This is a genomic window from Pseudomonas sp. JE3303, from assembly GCF_056312565.1.
Map to the genome: position 1 here is coordinate 120,406 of NZ_JBWGIF010000005.1, position 20,882 is coordinate 141,287.

13 protein-coding genes are annotated in these 20,882 nt (G+C 62.4%); 4 read left to right on the forward strand and 9 right to left on the reverse strand.

Annotated elements, in window-relative coordinates:
* Positions 1 to 17 precede the first annotated feature (17 nt).
* Positions 18 to 1,361 carry a branched-chain amino acid transport system II carrier protein gene (brnQ, locus tag AC0ZZU_RS08900; RefSeq protein WP_476340161.1) on the forward strand — a complete coding sequence of 448 codons (1,344 nt, stop codon included), beginning with the start codon at positions 18 to 20 and terminating at the stop codon, positions 1,359 to 1,361.
* A gap of 412 nt (positions 1,362 to 1,773) precedes the next feature.
* On the opposite strand, the gene AC0ZZU_RS08905 is transcribed toward brnQ, so the two are convergent.
* The 4 genes from AC0ZZU_RS08905 to AC0ZZU_RS08920 all read right to left on the reverse strand — a co-directional run bounded on the left by AC0ZZU_RS08905 (position 1,774) and on the right by AC0ZZU_RS08920 (position 10,452).
* Positions 1,774 to 6,543: a DUF3320 domain-containing protein gene (locus tag AC0ZZU_RS08905; RefSeq protein ID WP_476340162.1), complete on the reverse strand. Its 4,770-nt coding sequence runs from the start codon at positions 6,541 to 6,543 to the stop codon at positions 1,774 to 1,776.
* Between the two features lie 242 nt (positions 6,544 to 6,785).
* Positions 6,786 to 7,808 carry a PDDEXK nuclease domain-containing protein gene (locus tag AC0ZZU_RS08910; protein WP_476340163.1) on the reverse strand — a complete coding sequence of 341 codons (1,023 nt, stop codon included), beginning with the start codon at positions 7,806 to 7,808 and terminating at the stop codon, positions 6,786 to 6,788.
* A 300-nt stretch (positions 7,809 to 8,108) separates the two neighbouring features.
* On the reverse strand, positions 8,109 to 9,872 hold the full coding sequence (locus tag AC0ZZU_RS08915; protein ID WP_476340164.1) for a sensor domain-containing diguanylate cyclase: 1,764 nt from the start codon (positions 9,870 to 9,872) through the stop codon (positions 8,109 to 8,111).
* A 262-nt stretch (positions 9,873 to 10,134) separates the two neighbouring features.
* Positions 10,135 to 10,452 carry a DUF6482 family protein gene (locus tag AC0ZZU_RS08920; protein WP_476340165.1) on the reverse strand — a complete coding sequence of 106 codons (318 nt, stop codon included), beginning with the start codon at positions 10,450 to 10,452 and terminating at the stop codon, positions 10,135 to 10,137.
* 151 nt (positions 10,453 to 10,603) lie between these two features.
* Between AC0ZZU_RS08920 and AC0ZZU_RS08925 the strand changes: the two genes are divergently transcribed.
* On the forward strand, positions 10,604 to 11,152 hold the full coding sequence (locus AC0ZZU_RS08925; protein WP_476340166.1) for a lipocalin family protein: 549 nt from the start codon (positions 10,604 to 10,606) through the stop codon (positions 11,150 to 11,152).
* 286 nt (positions 11,153 to 11,438) lie between these two features.
* Here AC0ZZU_RS08925 and AC0ZZU_RS08930 read toward each other — a convergent pair whose 3' ends face one another.
* The 3 genes from AC0ZZU_RS08930 to AC0ZZU_RS08940 all read right to left on the reverse strand — a co-directional run bounded on the left by AC0ZZU_RS08930 (position 11,439) and on the right by AC0ZZU_RS08940 (position 15,859).
* A complete protein-coding gene (locus AC0ZZU_RS08930; RefSeq protein ID WP_476340167.1) occupies positions 11,439 to 12,839 on the reverse strand; it encodes an amino acid permease in 1,401 nt (466 codons plus the stop codon).
* A gap of 662 nt (positions 12,840 to 13,501) precedes the next feature.
* Positions 13,502 to 14,845, reverse strand: a complete 1,344-nt coding sequence (locus tag AC0ZZU_RS08935; protein ID WP_476340168.1) for an MFS transporter — start codon at positions 14,843 to 14,845, stop codon at positions 13,502 to 13,504.
* Positions 14,846 to 14,908: 63 nt separating this feature from the next.
* On the reverse strand, positions 14,909 to 15,859 hold the full coding sequence (locus AC0ZZU_RS08940) for a 2-hydroxyacid dehydrogenase (protein ID WP_476340169.1): 951 nt from the start codon (positions 15,857 to 15,859) through the stop codon (positions 14,909 to 14,911).
* 98 nt (positions 15,860 to 15,957) lie between these two features.
* On the opposite strand from AC0ZZU_RS08940, the gene AC0ZZU_RS08945 reads away from it, so the two are divergent.
* Positions 15,958 to 16,842 (forward strand): LysR family transcriptional regulator, encoded by an 885-nt coding sequence (locus AC0ZZU_RS08945; RefSeq protein ID WP_476340170.1) that lies wholly within the window; start codon positions 15,958 to 15,960, stop codon positions 16,840 to 16,842.
* Between the two features lie 234 nt (positions 16,843 to 17,076).
* Here the strand turns inward: AC0ZZU_RS08945 and gudD are convergent, their stop codons facing one another.
* A complete protein-coding gene (gene gudD / locus AC0ZZU_RS08950) occupies positions 17,077 to 18,450 on the reverse strand; it encodes a glucarate dehydratase (RefSeq protein ID WP_476340171.1) in 1,374 nt (457 codons plus the stop codon).
* A gap of 20 nt (positions 18,451 to 18,470) precedes the next feature.
* Positions 18,471 to 19,724: an MFS transporter gene (locus tag AC0ZZU_RS08955; RefSeq protein WP_476340335.1), complete on the reverse strand. Its 1,254-nt coding sequence runs from the start codon at positions 19,722 to 19,724 to the stop codon at positions 18,471 to 18,473.
* A gap of 430 nt (positions 19,725 to 20,154) precedes the next feature.
* Between AC0ZZU_RS08955 and AC0ZZU_RS08960 the strand changes: the two genes are divergently transcribed.
* A complete protein-coding gene (locus AC0ZZU_RS08960) occupies positions 20,155 to 20,877 on the forward strand; it encodes a FadR/GntR family transcriptional regulator (protein ID WP_476340172.1) in 723 nt (240 codons plus the stop codon).
* The last annotated feature ends 5 nt before the right edge of the window (positions 20,878 to 20,882 follow it).

A 20,882-nucleotide genomic window follows, 5' to 3' on the forward strand; every position in this document is an offset into this window, starting at 1 on the left:
AAATCGAGGCACACTTCATGACCGACAAGATCCGCGTTAAAACCTTCGTATCACTTTCATTCTTTCTTTTTTCCATGTTCCTGGGGGCGGGAAACATCATCTTTGCGCCACCCTTGGGACAGGCTGCGGGGACTAATACCTGGGTCGCGATGTCGGGTTTCCTGATCACTGGCGTTGGCCTTGTGTTCCTGGCCATCCTGGCATTGTCGATTGCCGGCGGTACTATCGAGTCGCTGGCCAACCGAGTCGGCAGCACCTTTGCAAAGCTCTTTTCGCTGCTTCTGTTCCTGACGCTGGGTCCCATCTATGTGGTGCCGCGCACCGCTGCGGTGGTGTATGAAGTGTCGGTCACGCCCTTCGTGACGAGCCTGTCGCTGCCTGACAGCTGGATATTGATGCTGTTTTCGGTGGTCTTCATCGGCGTGACACTCTACCTGTCGCTGGATCCGAAGAAATTCGTCGATCGCATAGGCAATGTCCTGACGCCCACCTTCCTCATCTTGCTGGTGGTCATTGTGCTGACGTCCCTCATCTCGCCGATCGCCGATTTCGCGGCGCCTTCGGGTGAATACATCGCCAACGCCTTCAGCGTGGGCTTCACCCAGGGTTATTACACCATGGATGTACTGGCGGCCTTTGTGTTCGGCAAGATCTTCCTGGATGCCGCCAGGCTTTCCGGAGTGGCGCCGCAGCTGTTGTCCAGATTGTTCGTTCGCGCCGGTATCTTCGCGGTGATAGCCCTGGCGGCCGTACAACTGTCGCTGGCGGGCATGGGCGCGAGCAGCTTTGAAGTACTGGGCCTCTCCAGCAATGGCGGCCAAGCGTTGACCGGCATCGTCGACCTGCTGCTCGGCAGTACCGGCGTGGTGATGCTCGCAGTGATCGTCCTGCTCACTGGCCTGACAACGGCGGTCGCGTGCCTGGCATCGGTGGCTGATTATTTCAGCCGCGTGTTCCCCGCTTTCAGCTACAAGGCGTGGGCGGTCACGCTGGGCCTGCTGAGCCTGGTGATCACCAACTTTGGCCTGACTTCCATCCTCAACCTCGCCTCCCCTATCCTGCTGTTCCTGTACCCGATCGCGATTACCTTGATCGCCCTGGTGTTTCTCAATCGGTTTTTTGGCGGGCATCAATCGGTGTATGCCGGCGCGGTCACGGGCGCGGGCATCATGGGCATGATCGACGCACTCAAGGCTTTCGCACTGTTGCCCGCAAGCGCGGATGCATTGCTGGCCTCGACCGTGCCGTTGTATGCCAACGGACTGGGCTGGATAGTGGTCGCTGCAGTGTTCGGCCTGGCGAGCTGCGCTACGATTCCGCTGAGGCGCGGGCAAGTGTTTCGCAATGCGCCGGTTGCGTGAGGGTCCGAGGTATCGCCGGAGCAGTTATCGATGCGTGTTCACGCTGGGCACGCTTGATACACCGCTCCTGCCGAAGAAGCAGAAACATGTTCACGTCGATTCCGCAGCGCCCTGGCAGGCGCTTGCTTTGGCTGAAGATGATCAGGTTATGGGACCAGAGGAATTGTCTCACCAGCGGTGAGACTTTCTCGTCATCTGAGTACGCCTCAGAGAACCGCGCACGCGCAATAGCCTGATCGCAGATCAGACTATGCTGGCGTTGCCCCAGTCGCTGCGGGTCGATGCGATCAACGCATCCTTGTAAAGCACCGTAGAATCTCCCACACGAACGGGGTCAGCTTTGAAGTTGTGAGCCCAAGGCAATCGTGTCAGCAGTGCTGACACGATTGCCTTGGGCTCTAACCCCAATGGGTCAAGACGAAGCCACTGGAGTCACCACCCCATCAACCATCCGCAACCTCCCCTCGTTGGCCAGCGCAACAATCCGCTCATCAACCATCCCAGCAATCTTCGCCGTCGCCCGCCCAAAGCCCAGCAGCGCCAGCGCTCCGGAAATGACATCTTCGCGGCTCATCGAGAATCCTAGCGTGACGGTTTCTACCAGCGCCTGGTCCAGCTCTTCAGGAGCAATCCACTCGACCTTGCGCTCGGAAGACTCCCAATGGGCGCGGCTGCGGATAGGGACGGCCTTGTTTTCAACCGAATACATGAACCCACCCCGCCCGTGGAACAACCTGTGCTGCACACCAAGCCGAATAGCCTGGTCGACCGCGTTGGTAATCCTCGAGCCAGCCCGCGTCACACCAAACGCCTCCATGAGCCGACGAGTAACTTCGGTGGTATGCACCGGTGCCTCGACCTCGACCACCGTACGAATCATCTGCATCAGGCTCTCCGGCTTTTCCTGATGCAGCTCGTTCAGCGAGGCCACGGGGGCCAGGCGCGCTTTCACGTATTGCCTGCTCGAACTCGGCATGGTTTCCACGGCCGGCTCTCCGCGCACAATCTCGTGCTTGGGTTCAGGTGCCACCTCGGGGAGCGCATGCCGTCCCTCGGCGATCCTGGCACGAGCCGCCTCGATCGCTGCCACGACGCGGGTGGTTTCCTGCTGCGGGTTGCGGAACCAGTCCGTGCTCCAGATCCGGTGGAAGTTCCAGCCCAGGCCTTCCAGCACGCCTTGGCGCAGGCGGTCCCGGTCACGCGCCGAGCGGGAGCTGTGATAGGCCGCGCCATCGCATTCGATCGCCAGGACATAGCGCCCTGGATACTCGGGATCCTTGACGGCGATATCGATGAAGTAGCCTGCGGTGCCTACCTGCGGTTCCACCACATAGTTTCGCTCTCGCAGCGCCTCGATCACTTCCAGCTCGAACGGGGAGTCCGCAGCTTTGCCGGTCTCGCGTGCGACTTCGAGTTCGCCTGTCTCGGCATACTTGAGGAAGTTCTTCAGCGCCCTGACGCCCAGGGGGGCGTTGGCGTCGAGTTCAAGCTCTTCCGCCCTGAAGTTGCAGAACACGCGCATCGCCAGTTTGGCCCGGGTGATCAGGACGTTGAGGCGGCGGTGGCCGCCCTCGCGGTTGACCGGGCCAAACGCCTTGTCAACGCGGCCGGACTCGTTACGCCCGTAGCCGATGCTGATGAAGATCTTGTCGCGCTCATCGCCCTGGATGTTTTCCAGGTTCTTGACGAAGAATGGCTCGCTCCCCTGGGCGGTAAAGAAGGCTTCCGCTTCCGGGGACTGCCGACGCAGCAACTCGATCTCGACCTGGATGAGATCACGCTGCGCCACGCTGAAGGCAGCCACGCCCAGCGACAGGCCGGGCGTGCGGATCGCGTGCTCCATGACGGCCTTGGCGACGGCCTTGGCTTCGCCTTTGTTGGTGCGGGTGCGGCCCCGGTCGTAGATCGCCTCGGGCAGGTAGTCGAAGCTGATGCCCGTGGCATCGGGATGCTGGCCCGCCGAGGGGAAGACCACCAGCTTGCTGTCGTAGAACTCGACGTTGGAGACCGCGATCAACGACTCGTGCCGGCTCCGGTAGTGCCAGCGCAGGTAGCGCTCCTGGCTACCCGCGGCCTTGAACATGCTCAGGATACTTTCGATGTCGGCGGTCGCCCCGTCTTCGTCGTCCATCTCGACGTCACGACTGAAGAAGTCGGTAGGCGGCATCTGGCGGGTGTCGCCCACGACCACGACCTGCTTGCCGCGCATGATGGCACCGAAGGCATCGACGGCTTTCACCTGGGAGGCTTCGTCGAATACCACCACGTCGAACTCGAGCTTGCCGGGTGGAAGGAAGTTGGCGATCGACATCGGGCTCATCATGAACACCGGCTTTATCTGCTGGATCGCTCGCCCCGCTTTCTCGATCAGTTGCCGGATCGGTATATGGCGGCGCTTCTTGTTCAGCTCGGCGCGCAGTACGGCCATTTCACCGGGCTGGTTGATATTGGGCATCCCCTCCCACGCCTGCTTGGCCAGGGACGTCTGGGCGTGATTGAGCGACGCGAGATCGAGCGACTTGAAGCGCGCGATCTGGTGCTCGTGCTTGATCCGGTCGAACTGCTGGAGCGCGGGTTTCTGGGCATACACCGATTGCACCAGGCCTGCGTACCAGGAGAGATCCAGGATGGCGGTCAGGTTCTCGTGCTCGTCATGGCTGATGGCGATGTTGAGCAGCTCACTCAAGTTGGCGGTGAGCATCTGTGCCGAGAGCACGTTGAATCGGGACATCTGGTAGAGGGCGTTGAGGTTGCCTTGCCATTCCTGCAAACGCGCTTCCAGGGCGGGCAGGGAGAGTTTCCTGACATCGGCCTTGGCGTTCTCCTCCTGCATGCCGGTCACTTCCAGCGATTCACGGATCGCCTTGTCCAGCCCGCTGACATGTTGCTCTACGCCAGCGACGGCATCGCCCAGTCCAGCGGCATCGGCGTGTCCGGCCAGGAAGGCGATGATGCCTTGGGGGATCTGCCCGTTGCCCAAGTCGTCATGTAGCTGGATCACCCAGGCACTCAGGCGCTCGAGCACGGCCCAATCGGTTTTCTGGCGTTGCCACTGGGCGCCGAACAGCGCGCTGCCCAAGGCTTCGTGCTGGTCGTACACCTTCTTGTGCTGCTGGTAGGTCAGGACCGCGTCGACCAGTTCAAGCATGCCGGCGTTGCTCTTGGGCAATGCCTCGCGGACGAGACCTTGCAGCCGGGTGCGCGATGCGCGGAAGCGACCCGAGAATATTCTCCACCACTTGTCGCCGTAGGCCAGGAGGTTCTGGCGAACGTCCAGAAGGTCCTGCTCCCAAGCAGCGTCGATCAGGTGCTTGTCGAACTGGTCACGGCAGGCAGACATTTTCTCGCCCGCATCGAGCAGTTCGCGAATGGCGTCGCGACGCGATTGCCATTCACCTGTGGATATCTTGATGCCTTCGAGCCGCGGCGCCTCCGCCGCACGCCGTGCAGCACGGCAGACCACATCGACGTCTGCCAAGGTGGCCGGCTGGGTCAGCATCAATCGCTCGGAGAGCGCGGCAGTGGCGGATTGCAGGGCGTTGAGGTGGGAGATCGCCGACTGCAATGCGTCACTGGCAGTGGTTTGTTCGATGGGTGAGAAGAACGTGCGCTGGCTGCCCCAGAACGGACTGCGATCGGGCCGGCCCATCGCTTTGAGGTGGAGCACCAGTTCTTCGACCAGCTCTCGATGCTTCTGCTGTTCGGCGAAACTCCAGCCGGCCATTGGGCCAAACGGGATCACGGGTAATCCGGGATGGACTCGCTGCATCTTCAGGTAGCGGCCAAGCACGTCGATAAAGGGCAAACCGCTTGCCCCCGCCGGCGCGCTGACGGCTTCGCAGTAATGATTGAGGGCATCCTGCAGCGCTTTCAGGGTGGCCAGGTCGCCCTCTGCGCCTTTGCTCAGTGGCCGACCTTGATCCAGGGTGCGTCCCAGCTCCTTGAGCACGGACTGCTTGGTGGACTTGTGGGAATGCAGTTCGAGTACCGCGTCGCCGAGATGGCTTTCATCCAGGCGGCGCTTCACCACCTCCAGTGCCGCCATCTTTTCAGCAACGAACAGTACGGTTTTCTTCTGCCCGATCAGCTCGGCGATGATGTTGGTAATCGTCTGGGACTTGCCGGTCCCCGGCGGGCCCTGGATGACCAGGTTGGAGCCTTCGCGCACTTCCAGGATGGCTTCTGTCTGGCTGCTGTCGGCGTCTTTGACGAAACGGACTTCACCCGGCTTGATCACCGAGTCGATATTCACGTCCTCGGGATATGCCGCGCGCTGATCTCCAAAGCCCGGGCCCAGCAGGCGCTTCATCACCGGGTTGTTATCAGGGTGCTTGTCTTCCGGCCAACTCTTCGGGTCGAGATCCTTGAACATCAGGAACTTGCCGAACGAGAAGAAGCCCAGCGCAATTTCGTTACTGGCAACCTTCCAACGCGCTTGTTTGCTGATTACAGCAGTGACATCGCTGTAGAAGCGATCCAGGCTGTTTTCGTCAGTGTCGAAGGTTTCCTCGTCGAACGCACATGCGCTCAGGTCCAGGCCAAAGTCCGTCTTGAGCTTCGCGACCAGGGACAAGTTCGGCATCAGCTCGTCACCGGAGTACTTCAGCTTGAACGCGTCCTTCGCCCCGCTGCGTTCAAGCGTGACGGGCAGCAGGATCAGAGGCGCCTTGCGCAGGTTTTCAGAGCTGTCCGCTTCGTACCAATGCAGGAAACCCAGGGACAGGAATAGCGTGTTGACGCCCTGCTCCTCGATGAAGCCCTTGGCCTCGGTATGGATCTTCAACAGCTGGAGGAAAAGACGTTCGTCTTCGATGGCAGTCTGCAAACGCGTATCGCGATGGCGGCGGGCCTTGCCCGTTTCATCCTCGGCTGCGTCCTCAGCGAAGGCATTCCAGTCCAGGCCATCGAGCTCATGCAACAACTCGTCGTTGCCGGGGGTGTCGCTCTCCAGCTCCTCCGGCCTGGAGGCCTTGGCCAGGTCCACCAGTTTCTTGCGGGCCATTGGCGCAAAGGCCATGGCCTTGTCCTGACGATAGAGGGTCTTGAACACCTCTTCGGACAGCTCATCGACCACCATCAAGGTCTTGGCGGTCTTGCGGAAGTTGAGCATGTTGTTGCGAAGCCCGATATCCAGAAGTTCTTTGCGACTGCTCTGTAGCTTCTGGCCGATCACTGCACTCATAGGAAAACCTGCTTTCTGGATTTGCACATCGACGGCTTCAATCGTAGCTGCGACTTGTAGGGAGGCTGACGGGAGGACGGTGCTACGTGGGCACCGTCGCCCCGGGCTTGGCAGACAAGCCTAGCAAGCAGGCGACCGGTCGTGTGAGCCTTGGATGGATATCTGCCGTATTTCCGTAGATGCTTTGAATTGAGCAATGTCCAGCAAGGGGTTGCATTAAAGCCAGACCGTCAGCATCCCTCTCAGAACTCATCCCCCCGCGCAGTATCCAACGCATAGAACTCCTGTAACTTGGCCTGCAACAACTGCTTGTCCGGCAACCGCGTCTGATACTCGGCAATCAGCGCCGGCGACAAGCTGCGGTTGAGCGCGTACTCCACCACTTCGTCGTCCTTGCTGGCACACAGCAGCACACCAATGGCAGGATTTTCGTGGGGTTTGCGTTCGTTTCGGTCCAGCGCTTCCAGGTAGAAACCGAGCTTGCCCAGATACTCTGGCTCGAATCGGCCGACCTTGAGTTCGATGGCCACCAGGCAGTTGAGGCCACGGTGGAAGAACAGCAGGTCCAGGGCGAAATCACGCCCGCCTACTTGCAGGGGGTATTCAGAGCCGACGAAGCAGAAGTCGCGCCCCAGCTCGATAAGGAAATCCTTGAGCCGCGCCAACAACCCCTGATGCAGATCGGCCTCGGCATGGGCGCCAGGCAAGTCGAGGAAATCGACCATGTAGGCGTCGCGGAATACCTCCAGGGCCGAGGGGTGAGACTGTCTCAGCACTGCTGAGACTTTTGCGGGCTGGGTGATGCTGCGCTCGAACAGTGCTGCCTTTAACTGGCGCTCCAGCTCACGGCTCGACCATTTTTCCTTGATCGCCATCCGCAAGTAAAACTCGCGCTCTTCCGGGCGCTTGCTCTGGCCGAAGATGATCAGGTTATGGGTCCAGGACAATTGTCGCGGCAGTGCCGCGACTTTTCCCTCGTTTCGGTAGACCTCATAGAACTGACGCATGCGGAACAAATTAGACCGGGTAAAACCACGGAGTCCCGGCTGGGTTCGCGCCAGATGATCGGCCAACTGACCGACCACGGCATCCCCCCATTCAGCCTGTTCCAGCTTGCGGCTGATATACGCACCGACCTGCCAGTACAGTTCAATCAGCTGGGTATTCACCGCCTGCATGGCCCGCTGCCTGGCGCCGTGGATCAGCGCGAGCACTTCGTCGAAGCGGTCGTCTGTTGCACTGTGGGGTGTTCTTGATTCGCTCATGCTGGCAGCGCCTCGATCATTTGCCGAATAAAGTCGAACCAGTCTCTGGTATGTGATTATCAGAGGGCCTGGCAAACCGGTCGCCGGTTTGCCCAGCGACTTTGGCGAGACTAGAGCGCTCCCGAGACCCTCGCAACGGCTTGAGGTCCGCGTGCAGATGATTCGGAGATGGCCTACACGGAGGCAGGAAAAGTTGAGGTATTTCTCCGCGGCTTCAAAGGAAAGCTAACCAATCTTTGCGTGAAATTTCTCAATGCCTCGTATCGAAACTCCTGATTCCAAGCGAGTCACGGTTCAGGATCAAACGCTCTGCGCCTCATGCCAACGCTCGAAGTCGCCACTCGACATCGGCCGCGCCAGATAGAAGCCCTGCGCCTCAGCACACCCCCACGCCTTCACCTGCTCCAGCACCTCGACCGTCTCAATCCCCTCCGCCGCCACCCGATACCCCAACTCCCCCGCCAGGTCGATCAACGTCCTGACCAGCAACGCATCCTTCTCACTGGCGAAGATCTTCTGGATCAGCGTCTTGTCCAGCTTCACCACCGCCGCCGGAATCCGGCTCAGGTACGCCCAGTTGCTATAGCCGGTACCAAAGTCATCGATCGCCACGGTGATGCCCACGCGCCGGGCGCGCTGCAGTTGCTGCTCGACCACCTCGGGGTGCTCGATCAGCACGCTTTCGGTGAACTCCAGCTCGATGCGGATGGGATCGACGCCGTGGCTGGCGAGCTCTTCGAGCAATCTGTCGATGAACGCGCAGCTCTCCAGGTCGCGGGCGGTCACGTTCATGCTGACGGTCAGGTCTCTCACAGGACAATGCTTGAGGTAACGGACCACCGAGACCATGACCCACACGCTGATGTCGGTGATCAGGGCGGTCTTTTCCGCCAGGGGGATGAACTCGGCCGGGGAGATGGCGCCGAGCACGGGGTGCTGCCAGCGAAGCAGTGCTTCGGCCGAGCGGCACTCGCCGGATTGAAGGTCGATGCGGGGCTGGAATTCCAGGCGGAACTGGTTCGGGCTGGCCAGGGCTTGGGACAAGGAACTCAGCAACAGGAATGCCCGGCGCTGGGCGGCGTCCATTTCGGGATCGTAGTAGGACCAACGCCGTGGGCAATGCCGTGCGTCTTCGGCGGCGTTGACGACCCAGCGGAGCCACTCCAGGTCGTGGCCGCCGGTGCGGGAGACCGGGAGCACGCCAATGCCTGCATCGAGCGAGACGGGGATGCCGTGGCACTCCACGGGGGGCAGCAGGGCCTGCACGAGTTCACTGCACACGCGCCTGACGTCGGCGGCGCTGGGAAGGATGAAACCGAAGCGTGTGGGGCTGATCTTGTAGAGCTGGATGCCGCTGCCCAGCTGGCCGACGATCAGGCTTTTCACGCGCAGGGTGAGGTCGTGGGCGTAGTTGTAGCCCAGGGCCTTGACGATGTCGTTCAGCACCTTGACGGGCATGATGTCGATCGCCAGCAGGACGAAGTCGCCTTTCTGGGCGAGGTGGTTTGCCACGTCGAACTCGAGCCGTACGCGGTTCCACAGTCCTGTGGGCTGGTCGAGGAAGTTTCGCAGGCGGATGCCGGTCAGCATCTTCATGGCCAATGCGGCGAAGTCGACGAGGGCTGTGAGGTCGGCGTCGCTCATGGCGGCTCTGGAGACGGTGTCGATCAGGCAGAGGCTGCCGATCGCGTAGCCGTCCTCGGTAACCAGCGGTGCGCCGCAGTAGTAGCGGATACCCGGTGCGCCGGTCACCAGGGGGTTGGCGTTAAACCTTGAATCGAGCGTGGCGTCAGTGATTTCGAGTGGCGCTACGCCGAGGATGGTGTGGGCGCAGAACGACACGTCACGCGAGGTGCTATCGCTGTCCAGGCCCACCTTGGCCTTGAACCACTGCTGGCGGGCGCTGACGATCGAGATCAGGCAGATGGGCATGGCGAAGCGCTGGGAGACCATGGACACCAGGGCATCGAGCTCGGCATCTGTCTCCTTGGCCAGGATGCACATCTCGGTCACGCGGGCCAGCCGGTCTTTTTCGTTGAAGGGGATTGGAGCGGTGCTGGCCATACGGGACCTGGAATTCTTCGAATCTTGGATAGGCAGAATCTCAGAAAACCGGGCGGGAGTGCCATTACTTGGCCATCAAAGTTTTATATGAAACTTCTGGTGAGAGGGGTAGTCGCGAAGTGCCACCTGTCAGGTGGTTGGGTAGTAAGCTGCGAGATTTATTGAGTGGTAGTCATGGGCAGTGATTTACCCGACGAATGGCGGAGGCCGAAGCGATTTAGGGAATCTATCAGGGCGGGTATCTGGTGGGTTTTTCCAGTGATCAGAACTGGCGCTCCAGGGTGAAGGGGACGCGGAGGGGCTCTATGTCGGTGGGTGTGTGGCCGCACATTTCGTCATGGGCTACGTGTTGGACCAGGACGCAGGGGATTGATGGAAATGCGTGAAGGTGGTCACGGAGCTCTGTGGTGGAGCGCAGTTTCAAAGGGTGGCCCTGGTCGGTGACTACTCGGCATGTTTCCGAGGCCAGGTGTGCGCGCAGCAGGTAGAAGCCGCCTTCCATGGAGAGCAGTTCCAGTTCGCGGATGGTGCCTTGGGTTGCTTGTTCGATCAGGGTTTTCAGGGTGATGGTGGTGCTCATGGAGTGTTTCCCTGGTTTGGGTGTTGTTCAGGTGGTAGTTGCGATGGACAGCCGAAAAACTCAACTTTCACTGTAGACCGGTATCGAACCTGAAACCCCCTCCCCCTCTCGGGACGTGGGCTTGGTCCGATAACCCGTGGAGGAATCCAAGGTGAAGCGTCCGCTACTGCTGCTTTCCTGCCTGACCCTGGCCTTGGCCGGGTGCGTGAATTCGAACGATAACCATGAGGCTCCGCCATCGACGATGCAGGTCGACCTGCAGCGCTACCAGGGCACCTGGTATGAGTTGGCGCGGCTGCCGATGTTCTTCCAACGCAATTGCGTGCAGTCCGAGGCGCGCTACGGCGTGCGGGAGGACGGGCGGGTCGATGTCGACAATCGCTGCCGCGATGAAGATGGGGAATGGACTGAAGCCAAGGGCGTCGCCGAACCCCAGGTGCCGGGCCAGACGGACAAGCTCTGGGTGCAGTTTGATAACTGGTTCAGCCGGTTGCTGCCTTCGGTGACCAAGGGCGAGTACTGGGTGCTGTTCCATGACGATGATTATCGGGTGGCGCTGGTTGGGCATCCGAACCGGGAGTACCTGTGGCTGCTGTCGCGTACGCCCATCGTGAATGACCAGACCCGGCATGAATTGCTGGCCCAGGCGCAGAAGCAGGGGTATGACACCAGCAAGCTGATCTGGCGTGAGGCGGATTAGGGTCTTGCTCGTGCTCTTGCAGGTGAGGGATTGATTTGGTTCGTTTCCTGGTCCAGGCGCCGCCCCCTGTAGGAGCGGCCTCGTGTCGCGAAGGGGGCGCGAAGCGGCCCTAAGATCGCAGAAACGCTACAAGGGCCGACTGAATGCATCCGGTGTTCCCTGGCAGCATTGCACAACCTGGTAGTGATGCGCTTCGGTGAGGGCTTTGCCCTCATTTCGCGCGGTCCGGCGTCCCGGCACGAGGCCGCTCCTACATGGGGGGGAGCAGCCAGGCACCTTGTCCGGGCTACCCCATCGACCGCGCAACCAAGGCATCCCGCGCCTGGTGCCGGCGTGACGAGATGATCCCGAGGAACGAGATCACCAGCGCCAAACCGATGGTCGAGGTCACTTCGGCGCGGTGCTCTTCGGTGAACATCATCACGCCCAACGCGCAGCTGATAAAGATGATCACTGCCCAGGTGAGCCAGGGGAACAGCCACATCCTGAACGGGATCTCGATGTTCTGGCGCTGCATGCGGTTACGCATGCGCAGCTGGGAGATGGCAATCACCAGGTACACCAGCAAGGCGATGGCGCCGGAGCTGGCCAGCAGGAACTCGAACACGCCCTTGGGCGCGAAGAAGTTGAGGATGGCTATGGCGGCGCCGATCAAGGTGCTGCCGAACACCGCTGACCGCGGTACGCCGACGCTGGAGGTCTTCTTCAGCATCGCCGGGGCTTCGCCGCGCTTGGCCAGCGAGTACATCATCCGGGAGGCGATGTAGATGGAGGAGTTCATGCAGCTGGCCACGGCGACCAGCACGACGAAGTCCACCAGGAAGGCGGCGTACGGGATGTTCATCAATTCCAGCGCGCGCTGGTAGGAACCCACCACGGCCAGTTGCGGGTCGTTCCACGGGACGATGGAGATGATCACGAAGATCGACAGCAGGTAGAAGGTGCTGATCCGCCAGATCACCGAGCGCGTGGCCCGGGCGATGTTGCGCGCCGGGTTGTTCGATTCGGCGGCGGCGATGGTCACGGCCTCGGTGCCGATGAAGCTGAACATCACGGTGATGAAGGCGCCGACCACGGCTGATGCGCCCTTGGGGGCAAAGCCGCCGTACTCCTCGACCAGGGTGCTCAGGCCACTGACCTCGCGGTCCGGAAGCCAGCCCATCAGGGCGCTGAACCCCAGGCTGATGAAGGCGATGATCGCCGCTACCTTGAGGATCGCGAACCAGAACTCGAACTCGCCGTACTTGGCCACGCTGAACAGGTTGGTGCCTGCCAGCAGCACCACCGACAGCAAGGCGAAGAACCAGCTGCCGACCTCGGGGAACCAGTTGTTGAGCACATGGCCTGCGGCCAGGGCTTCGATGGGGATCACCAGCACCCAGAACCACCAGTACAGCCAGCCGATGGAGAAGCCGGCCCAGCGGCCGATGGCCTGGTCTGCATAGGTGGAAAACGAGCCGGTGTCGGGGTTGGCGACAGCCATTTCGCCGAGCATGCGCATCACCAGGACGACAAGCGTCCCAGCGACGAGATAGGCGATTATGGTGGCGGGCCCGGCTGCCGCAATGGCATGCCCGGAGCCTACGAACAGTCCCGCTCCGATGATGCCGGCAATCGACAGCATCGTGACGTGACGTGGTTTGAAACCTTGCGCAAGGTTACTACCATCAGATCCCACGGTGTTCATTGATCTTGTTCTCTTTTTGCTGACACAGGAAAGGACGGGCAGGCGTAGGCGAAAGGGCCTCCTTGGAAGAAACGGATGATAGACACGGTCGCTCACGCTCTGTTGTTGACTTGATCACGTTTCAAGAGCGACGCGTGGATGAGAAGCGGGGTCCACTTTAAGCCGTGGGGGGCGAAGGCAAATTACTTGAAAACGCCACGGGGGTGTTTGATCACGACAAGGGTTGTCTGGGGGCGTCATGCGGGGGTTAAGGGGTGTGCGCTTGGGGCCTTGTGGCGCCCTTGAGATCGAGCGCCGCCCGCGCGGCGCATCGCGGGACAAGCCCGCTCCCACATTTGTTGCAACGTGCCATGACCTGACAAACTGGAGTCTTAGCCTTGTCTGTACGGCGAAGATCTTGTGGCGAGCACACCGCCCCCCACCCGTCTTCCGTCATGCACCAGGGCTGACAACCCAAATCCCACAGGCCATGGCATGTTGCAACAAATGTGGGAGCGGGCTTGTCCCGCGATGCGCCGCGCGGGCGGCGCTCGATCTCAAGGTCGCCACAAGGCCCAAGCGCACGCCCCGCGGCCGACGCTCAATCCCATGACCGCCACCCCCCTCAAGACAGACAAAAAAAAGCCCCGGTCATGACCGGGGCCCTGTTGCCGGGCGTCTGCCTACGCCTGCCCGGTACGCTCGAAGCGCCTGGCCAGCAACAGGTAAGCGAAGATCGCCAGCACGCCATGGGCGGCGACGAACCAGAGTGCGTTATGGAACGAGCCAGTGGTGGCGACTACGTAGCCGATCACCAATGGGGTGACAATGCCGGCCACGTTGCCGATGCCGTTGAACACGCCGCCGCACAGCCCGACCATCTTCTTGGGCGCCACGTCGGACAGCACGGCCCAGCCCACCGCGGCGAAGCCTTTGCCGAAGAATGCCAGGGCCATCAGCATGATCACCGCGGAGTTGGCGTCGACGTAGTTGGCCAGCACCAGCACGGTGGACAACCCCATGCCGAGCACGAACGGTGTCTTGCGCGCCTTGGAGGGATGCACGCCACGGCTGATCAGCCAGTCCGACAGCAACCCGCCGAGGATCCCGCCGGTAAACCCGCAGATCGCCGGCAGCGCAGCTACCCAGCCGGCTTCCATGATGGTCATGCCGCGGCCCTTGATCAGGTAGATCGGGAACCAGGTGATGAAGAAGTAGGTGAGCGCGGTGATGCAGTACTGGCCCAGGTACACCGCCCACAGGTTGCGGCTGGTGAACAGCTGCATCACTTCGGCGCGGGTGGGCTTGCTCTTGGCGGACTTGCGGTCTTTTTCCAGGTCGACCAGGGCGCCACCTTCACGCATGTATTCCAGCTCGCTGCGCGACAGCCCCGGCGCGTTGTGCGGCTCGTGGTACAGGCGGAACCACACCACGCTCAGCACCAGCCCGAGCACACCCATCCAGATGAACACCTGCTCCCAGCTCAGGGTGTGGGTCATCCAGGCCATCAGCGGGGCGAACACCACCACGGCCATGTACTGCGCCGAGTTGAACAGCGCCGAGGCGGTGCCGCGCTCGCGGGTCGGGAACCAGCAGCTGACGATGCGCGAGTTGGCGGGAAACGCCGGAGACTCGACCAGGCCAAGCATGAAGCGCATCGAGAACAGTGCCACCGCCGCCGAGGCGCCGGCCAGGCCCATCCAGCCCACAGTGCCTTGCAGCAAGGTGAACACCGACCACAGGATGAGGCTGATGCCATACACCCGCCGCGCGCCGTAGCGGTCCAGCAGCCAGCCGCCAGGCACCTGGCCCAGCGCGTAGGCCCAGGCAAAGGCCGAGAAGATCAGGCCGAGCATCACCGGGTCCAGGCTCAGGTCTGCCAGCACTTCGGTGCCGGTGATCGACAAGGTGGCGCGGTCTGCGTAGTTGATGACGGTGATGACGAAGATCAGCGCCAGGACCAGAAAGCGGTGGCGACCCACGGCGCTCTGTTCGACCGGCGTGGCAACGGCGGACTTGGTATTCATGATGCCCCTCTTGCTTCTCGCGGGAAGCGATTGTTCTTGTCAGGAGGAAAGTGGCGCGGTCGTCTAGCCTCGGCCCACTCGGTGCGGTGGTCGTTCACCGGCGAAGCAGGCGGCCAGGTTGAGCAAGACCATGCGGCCCATCTCCAGGCGCGTCTGCAAGGTGGCGCTGGCGCGGTGCGGCTGCAGGCTGACGTGGTCGAGGTCGTGGAGCGCGGGCGGCACGTTGGGTTCGTCGACGAATACATCCAGGCCGGCACCGGCGATACGCCGCTCGCGCAGGGCCTCGACCAGCACGTCTTCATCCACCAGCTTGCCGCGTGCGACGTTGACCAGGTAACCGTCCGGGCCCAGGGCTTCGAGCACCTCGGCGGTGACAATGGCCTTGCCGTCGTCGGCCGAGGCCGCCAGCACCAGCACATCCACCGAGCGCGCCAGGGCCGTAAGGTCGCCGACGAAGCGATAGCCGCTGTCGGGCTGTTCCTGCAGGTCGGTGTAGGCGATGCGCATGTCGAACGCGGCGGCGCGCCGGGCAATGGCATGGCCGACCCGGCCCAACCCGACGATGCCCAGGTCGATACCGCTGACCTTGCGCGCCAGCGGCAGGTTGACCCGGCCCCACTGGCCGTTGCGCACCAGCCGCTCGCCTTCGCCAAGACGGCGCAGGGTCGAGATGATCAGGCCGATGGCCATGTCGGCAACGTCGTCGGTCAGCACGCCGGGGGTGGTGGTGACGCAGATGTTGCGAGCCGCGGCCTTGGGCAGGTCGACTGCGTCGGTGCCGATACCGGCGATGGCAATGATCTCGAGGGCGGGCAGCTGATCCATCAGGGCGTTGGAGAGCCCCTTGGCACCGCCGGTGACCACGCCGCGAATGCGCGGGCCGACGTCGGCCAGCAAGGCTTGTGGATCATCATGCTGGTAGAGGCGATGGACGAGGTAGTCCTGCACCAGGGCCTGGTCGATCGCGTCGGGCACGGGCTGGGTGAGCAACAGTTCGTTCTTGTGATTGTTCATTGCGTGTCCGGCAGTTCGAGTGGGTAAGTCCGATGCTAGGACGGCAATCGATACAGGTCTAATATAGATACTGGATCGAATAATTCAGGAATTGAATCATGGAGCTTCACCAGTTGCGTTGCTTCGTCGCCGTGGCCGAGGAGCTGCATTTCGGCCGGGCCGCCCTTCGCCTGCACATGACCCAGCCACCGCTCAGCCGGCAGATCCAGCTGCTGGAACATGACCTCGGCGTGCTGTTGCTCGAGCGCAATAATCGCCAGGCGCGCCTGACGCCCGCCGGGCAGAATTTTCTGGAAGATGCCAGGCGCGTGCTGCAGACCGCTGAGCTGGCCGCGCAGTCGGCACGGCGTATTGCCCATGGCGAGGCTGGTCGGCTGACCCTGGGTTTTACCGCCGTCGGGGCCTACAGCATGATCCCGCAGCTGCTGGTGCACGCCGCTGCGCAATTGCCGGGCATCGACCTGGTGCTGAGCGAGCGGGTGTCCAGCAGCCAGGTGCATGCGTTGGAAACCGGCTTGATCGACATCGGGTTCGTGCGCCAGGTGACGCCCAGTGCGCGGGTGGAATATGTGCCGATCAAGAGCGAGCCCTTTGTCGCAGCCCTCCCCGCCGGCCATCCGCTGGCGGGGCGTGAACAGTTGAGCCCGGCGGATTTCGATGGGGAGCCTTTCGTGATGTACACCGACAGCGAGGGGCGCTATTTCCATGACCGTATTGCCAACCTGTTTGCCCGGCACCATGTGCAGCCACGGTATGTGCATCAACTGGGGCAGACGCACTCGATCATCGGACTGGTGAATGTGGGGCTTGGGTGCGCGGTGGTGCCTGCGTCGGCCCAGGCGTTGCGGATGGAGCACGTGGTATTTCGGCCGCTGGTGGGGACGGAGCAGCAGGCGGAGATCTTCCTGGCGTTTTGCAGGGACAGTCCGAATCCGGTGTTGGGGGCGTTTGTGGAGATGACTCAGGGTTTTTTTGGTAGGTAGCCATGGCCGGCGCAGCCGGGCCCTGTGTAGGAGCGGCCTTGTGCCGGGACGCCGGACCGCGCGATAGGGCCGCAAGGCGGCCCCAGAATCGATTAGGCGCTGCAGATAGACCCGACCATATGCGGGGTCCCCTGCCACCATTGCGCAACGCGACAGTCATGCGCCCCGGCGAGGGCTTCGCCCTCGTTTCGCGACACAAGGCCGCTCCTACACAGGGGGGAGAAGCCCGGCGGGTCACCGCACCAGGCATGGCCGCTTGTTGTCGAACGACCAACCTGGCACCAGGAACTGCATCGCGACGCTGTCATCCCGCGCGCCGAGCCCCATGTTGCGATAGCACTCGTGGGCCTTGGCCAACTGGTCTTCATCCAGCTCGACACCCAGCCCCGGACGCTCCGGCACGCGCACGTGCCCATCGACGATACGCAGTGGCTCGCGGGTCAGGCGCTGGCCGTCCTGCCAGATCCAGTGGGTGTCGATGGCGGTGATCTCGCCCGGCGCAGCAGCGGCAACCTGGGTGAACATGGCCAGGGAAATGTCGAAGTGGTTGTTCGAATGCGAGCCCCAGGTCAGGCCCCAGTCGTTGCACATCTGCGCGACCCGGACGGAACCCTGCATGGTCCAGAAATGCGGGTCGGCCAGGGGGATGTCCACCGATTGCAGCTGGATCGCATGGCCCATCTGCCGCCAGTCGGTGGCAATCATGTTGGTCGCGGTGGGCAGCCCGGTGGCGCGCCGGAACTCGGCCATCACTTCACGGCCCGAGTACCCGTTCTCGGCGCCGCAAGGGTCCTCGGCGTAAGCCAGCACGTGATGCTTGTCGCGGCACAGGGCGATGGCCTCGCGCAGCGACCAGGCGCCGTTGGGGTCCAGGGTGATGCGCGCTTCGGGGAAGTGCTCGGCCAGGGCGGTCACGGCCTCCATCTCTTCTTCGCCGCGCAGCACGCCACCCTTGAGCTTGAAGTCGCTGAAGCCGTAGCGGTCCTTGGCGGCCTGGGCCAGGCGGACCACGGCCTCGGGGGTCAGGGCCTCTTCATGGCGCAGGCGGAACCAGTCGTTGTCCGCCTCGGCTTCGCTGCGGTAGGCCAGGTCGGTGCGGGCACGGTCACCAATATAGAAGAGGTAGCCCAGCATCTTCACGGCATCGCGCTGCTGGCCTTCACCGAGCAGGGCTGCGACGGGTACGCCAAGGTGCTGGCCCAGCAGGTCGAGCAGCGCGGCCTCGATGGCGGTGACCGCGTGCACGGTGATGCGCAGGTCGAAGGTCTGCAGGCCGCGCCCGGCCGAATCTCGGTTGGCGAAGGTCTGGCGCATGCTGTTGAGCACGCGCTGGTAGTTGCCGATGGGCTGGCCGATCACCAGGCTGCGGGCGTCTTCCAGGGTCTGGCGGATGCTCTCGCCCCCCGGTACTTCACCCACGCCGGTGTTGCCGGCGCTGTCACGCAGCACCACGATGTTGCGGGTGAAGTACGGGCCGTGGGCGCCACTGAGGTTGAGCAGCATGCTGTCGTGGCCAGCCACTGGCACCACGCGCAAGTCGGTGATCACGGGGGTGCCGGTGTGGACTTGGGCACTGCCGATCGATTCAGGTTGAGTCTGCATGTTCATTGTCTTGTTCTCCTGCAGGTTCAGTGGGTCGGGCTCAAGGCCGAGCGCGGTTTCTGGTCATTGGAAGCGGGCGACTTTGGGCCGGTGCGGGCGAAGAACACCACGATGGCTGCCAGTACGGAGGTCACGGCCAGGCCGTACAGCCCGCCCTGGATCGAGCCGGTGTGCTGTTCGAGCAGGCCGAAGGTGGTGGGCGCGACGAACCCGCCTAGGTTGCCCACCGAGTTGATCAGCGCGATGACGGCGGCGGCGATGCGTGCATCCAGGTAGGCCTGTGGAATGGGCCAGAACAGCGCCGAGGCCGACTTGAAGCCGATGGCCGCGAAGCACACCGCGACAAAGGCGAATACCGGCCCGCCAGTGGTGGACATGAACATGCCGACAGCAGCGACGATCAGCGCGGCGGCCACCCAGGCCTGCTGGAATTTCCAGCGTGAGGAGCCTGCGGCGAAGGCGTACATGGCGATGATCGAGATCAGCCAGGGGACCGAGTTGAACAGGCCCACTTCCATGTCGCTCAGGTCGCCCATGCGCTTGATGATGCTCGGCAGCCAGAAGGTCGCGGCATAGATGGTCAGCTGGATGCAGAAGTAGATCACGCAGAACAGCACGATCTGGCGATCCTTGAGCAAGGACCACATCGACGGCTTGACCGCCCCCACTGCCTCGCGCTCGCGCTGTTCACGGTCGATCGTGTCGACCAGCACATCCTGCTCGGCACGGGTCAGCCACTTGGCATCGTGCGGCTTGGAGTCGAGCCAGAACCAGACGAAGAAGCACAGCGCCACCGAGGCCATGCCTTCGATGAACAGCATCCACTGCCAGCCGTGCAGGCCTAGGCCCTGGACCTGCATCAGCGCCCCGGCCAATGGCCCGGAGATCAGCGAGGCCACCGCCGAACCGCTGAGGAAGATGGCGATCGCCTTGCCGCGTTCGGCGCCTGGCAGCCAGCGGGTGAAGTAGTAGATCACGCCAGGGAAGAACCCGGCTTCGGCGACGCCAAGCAGGAACCGCAGTACATAGAACTGGGTTTCGTTCTGCACGAAGGCCATGGCGGTTGCCACCAGGCCCCAGGTGAACATGATGCGGGTCAGCCAGATGCGGGCGCCGACCTTTTGCAGCAGCATGTTGGACGGCACCTCGAACAAGGCATAGCCGATGAAGAACAGGCCTGCGCCAAAGCCGTAGGCTGCGGCGCTGATACCGAGGTCGCTTTCGAGGTGCGGACGGATGAAGCCGATGTTGACGCGGTCGAGGTAGTTGACGATGAACATGATGACGAACAGCGGCAGCACATGGCGCTTGACCTTGGCTACGGCGCTGGCGAGCGTGTCATCGCCACGGTGCGCGGACGAAACGACGGGATCGGTCACTGGTGTATCTCCCACTAATTGTTTTTGTGCGGGTCACTGCAGGTTCAGGTCACAGGCTGGAGGCAGTCGCCTGGGAGTTGTCTGACATGCTTGGGGCAAAGAATATGCGCGCGCGAGTTGTACGACAAGATGCCGAACAGTCAGGATGTGCCGTTATACAAGCCGAGAATTTGCATAAAATCGTCAATCCGCTGGGAAACAAGTTGCTACATTCTCAGTGAGCGGGCCAAATCAGCTCGAAAAATAAACCGAAAAAAGTACTTGTCGTACAAGTCGCGCTGCTAGGATCGCTTGCATACCGGCCTGCTTGTCTTGTCTCTGGGAGACCGCCATGGAAACACCTGCACCTGCGTCCCCGCCCCTGCGCAAGCGTGGCCACAGCCGCGCCCACGACCTGGTTTCCAGCCTGACCCAGCGCATCCTGCTGGGCATGTACACGCCAGGTGACAAGCTGCCGTCTGAAAACACCCTGGTGAGGGAGCATGGGGTCAGCCGCACGGTGGTCCGCGAGGCGCTGTCCAAGCTGCAGGCGTCAGGGCTGGTGGAGGCCCGGCACGGGATCGGTACCTTCGTTATCGAGCGCCAGGCCCAGGCGGGCCTGCGGGTGGGGGCCGAAAGCGCTGGCAGCGTGCGTGACCTGCTGGAGCTGCGTATAGGCCTCGAAGGCCAGGCCGCCGCCCTGGCCGCCTTGCGACGCGACGAGCATCACCTCGCCCAGATGCGCCGGGCGCTGGACGACTACCAGGACCTGGCTGCCGCGGGTGACAGCTGCATCGAGGCCGATCGGCGTTTCCACCTACTGATCGCCGAGGCGACCGGCAATGTCTACTTCACCGAGATGATGGCGCAGCTGGGCAATGCGCTGATCCCGCGCAATCGCATGGACCGGGTCGAGCGTGCAGGCGCGAACATGGCGCGGCATGCGTACCTTGCCAATCTCGAGCATGAGGCGATCCTGAATGCGATCCGCAGGCAGGATCCGGATGCAGCGCGGGCGGCGATCTGCCTGCATCTGTCGAATAGCCGGGATCGGTTGTTGCCGGAGGGTAGTTAAGTCGC

Bases quoted from the DNA above. Each gene is read 5' to 3' on its own strand.
- AC0ZZU_RS08920 (WP_476340165.1), bottom strand. From the start codon at position 10,452: ATGAGCACCACCATCACCCTGAAAACCCTGATCGAACAAGCAACCCAA.
- AC0ZZU_RS08915 (WP_476340164.1), bottom strand. From the start codon at position 9,872: ATGGCCAGCACCGCTCCAATCCCCTTCAACGAAAAAGACCGGCTGGCC.
- AC0ZZU_RS08905 (WP_476340162.1), bottom strand. From the start codon at position 6,543: ATGAGTGCAGTGATCGGCCAGAAGCTACAGAGCAGTCGCAAAGAACTT.
- AC0ZZU_RS08935 (WP_476340168.1), bottom strand. From the start codon at position 14,845: ATGAATACCAAGTCCGCCGTTGCCACGCCGGTCGAACAGAGCGCCGTG.
- gudD (WP_476340171.1), bottom strand. From the start codon at position 18,450: ATGAACATGCAGACTCAACCTGAATCGATCGGCAGTGCCCAAGTCCAC.
- brnQ (WP_476340161.1), top strand. From the start codon at position 18: ATGACCGACAAGATCCGCGTTAAAACCTTCGTATCACTTTCATTCTTT.
- AC0ZZU_RS08930 (WP_476340167.1), bottom strand. From the start codon at position 12,839: ATGAACACCGTGGGATCTGATGGTAGTAACCTTGCGCAAGGTTTCAAA.
- AC0ZZU_RS08910 (WP_476340163.1), bottom strand. From the start codon at position 7,808: ATGAGCGAATCAAGAACACCCCACAGTGCAACAGACGACCGCTTCGAC.
- AC0ZZU_RS08960 (WP_476340172.1), top strand. From the start codon at position 20,155: ATGGAAACACCTGCACCTGCGTCCCCGCCCCTGCGCAAGCGTGGCCAC.
- AC0ZZU_RS08940 (WP_476340169.1), bottom strand. From the start codon at position 15,859: ATGAACAATCACAAGAACGAACTGTTGCTCACCCAGCCCGTGCCCGAC.
- AC0ZZU_RS08955 (WP_476340335.1), bottom strand. From the start codon at position 19,724: ATGTTCATCGTCAACTACCTCGACCGCGTCAACATCGGCTTCATCCGT.
- AC0ZZU_RS08945 (WP_476340170.1), top strand. From the start codon at position 15,958: ATGGAGCTTCACCAGTTGCGTTGCTTCGTCGCCGTGGCCGAGGAGCTG.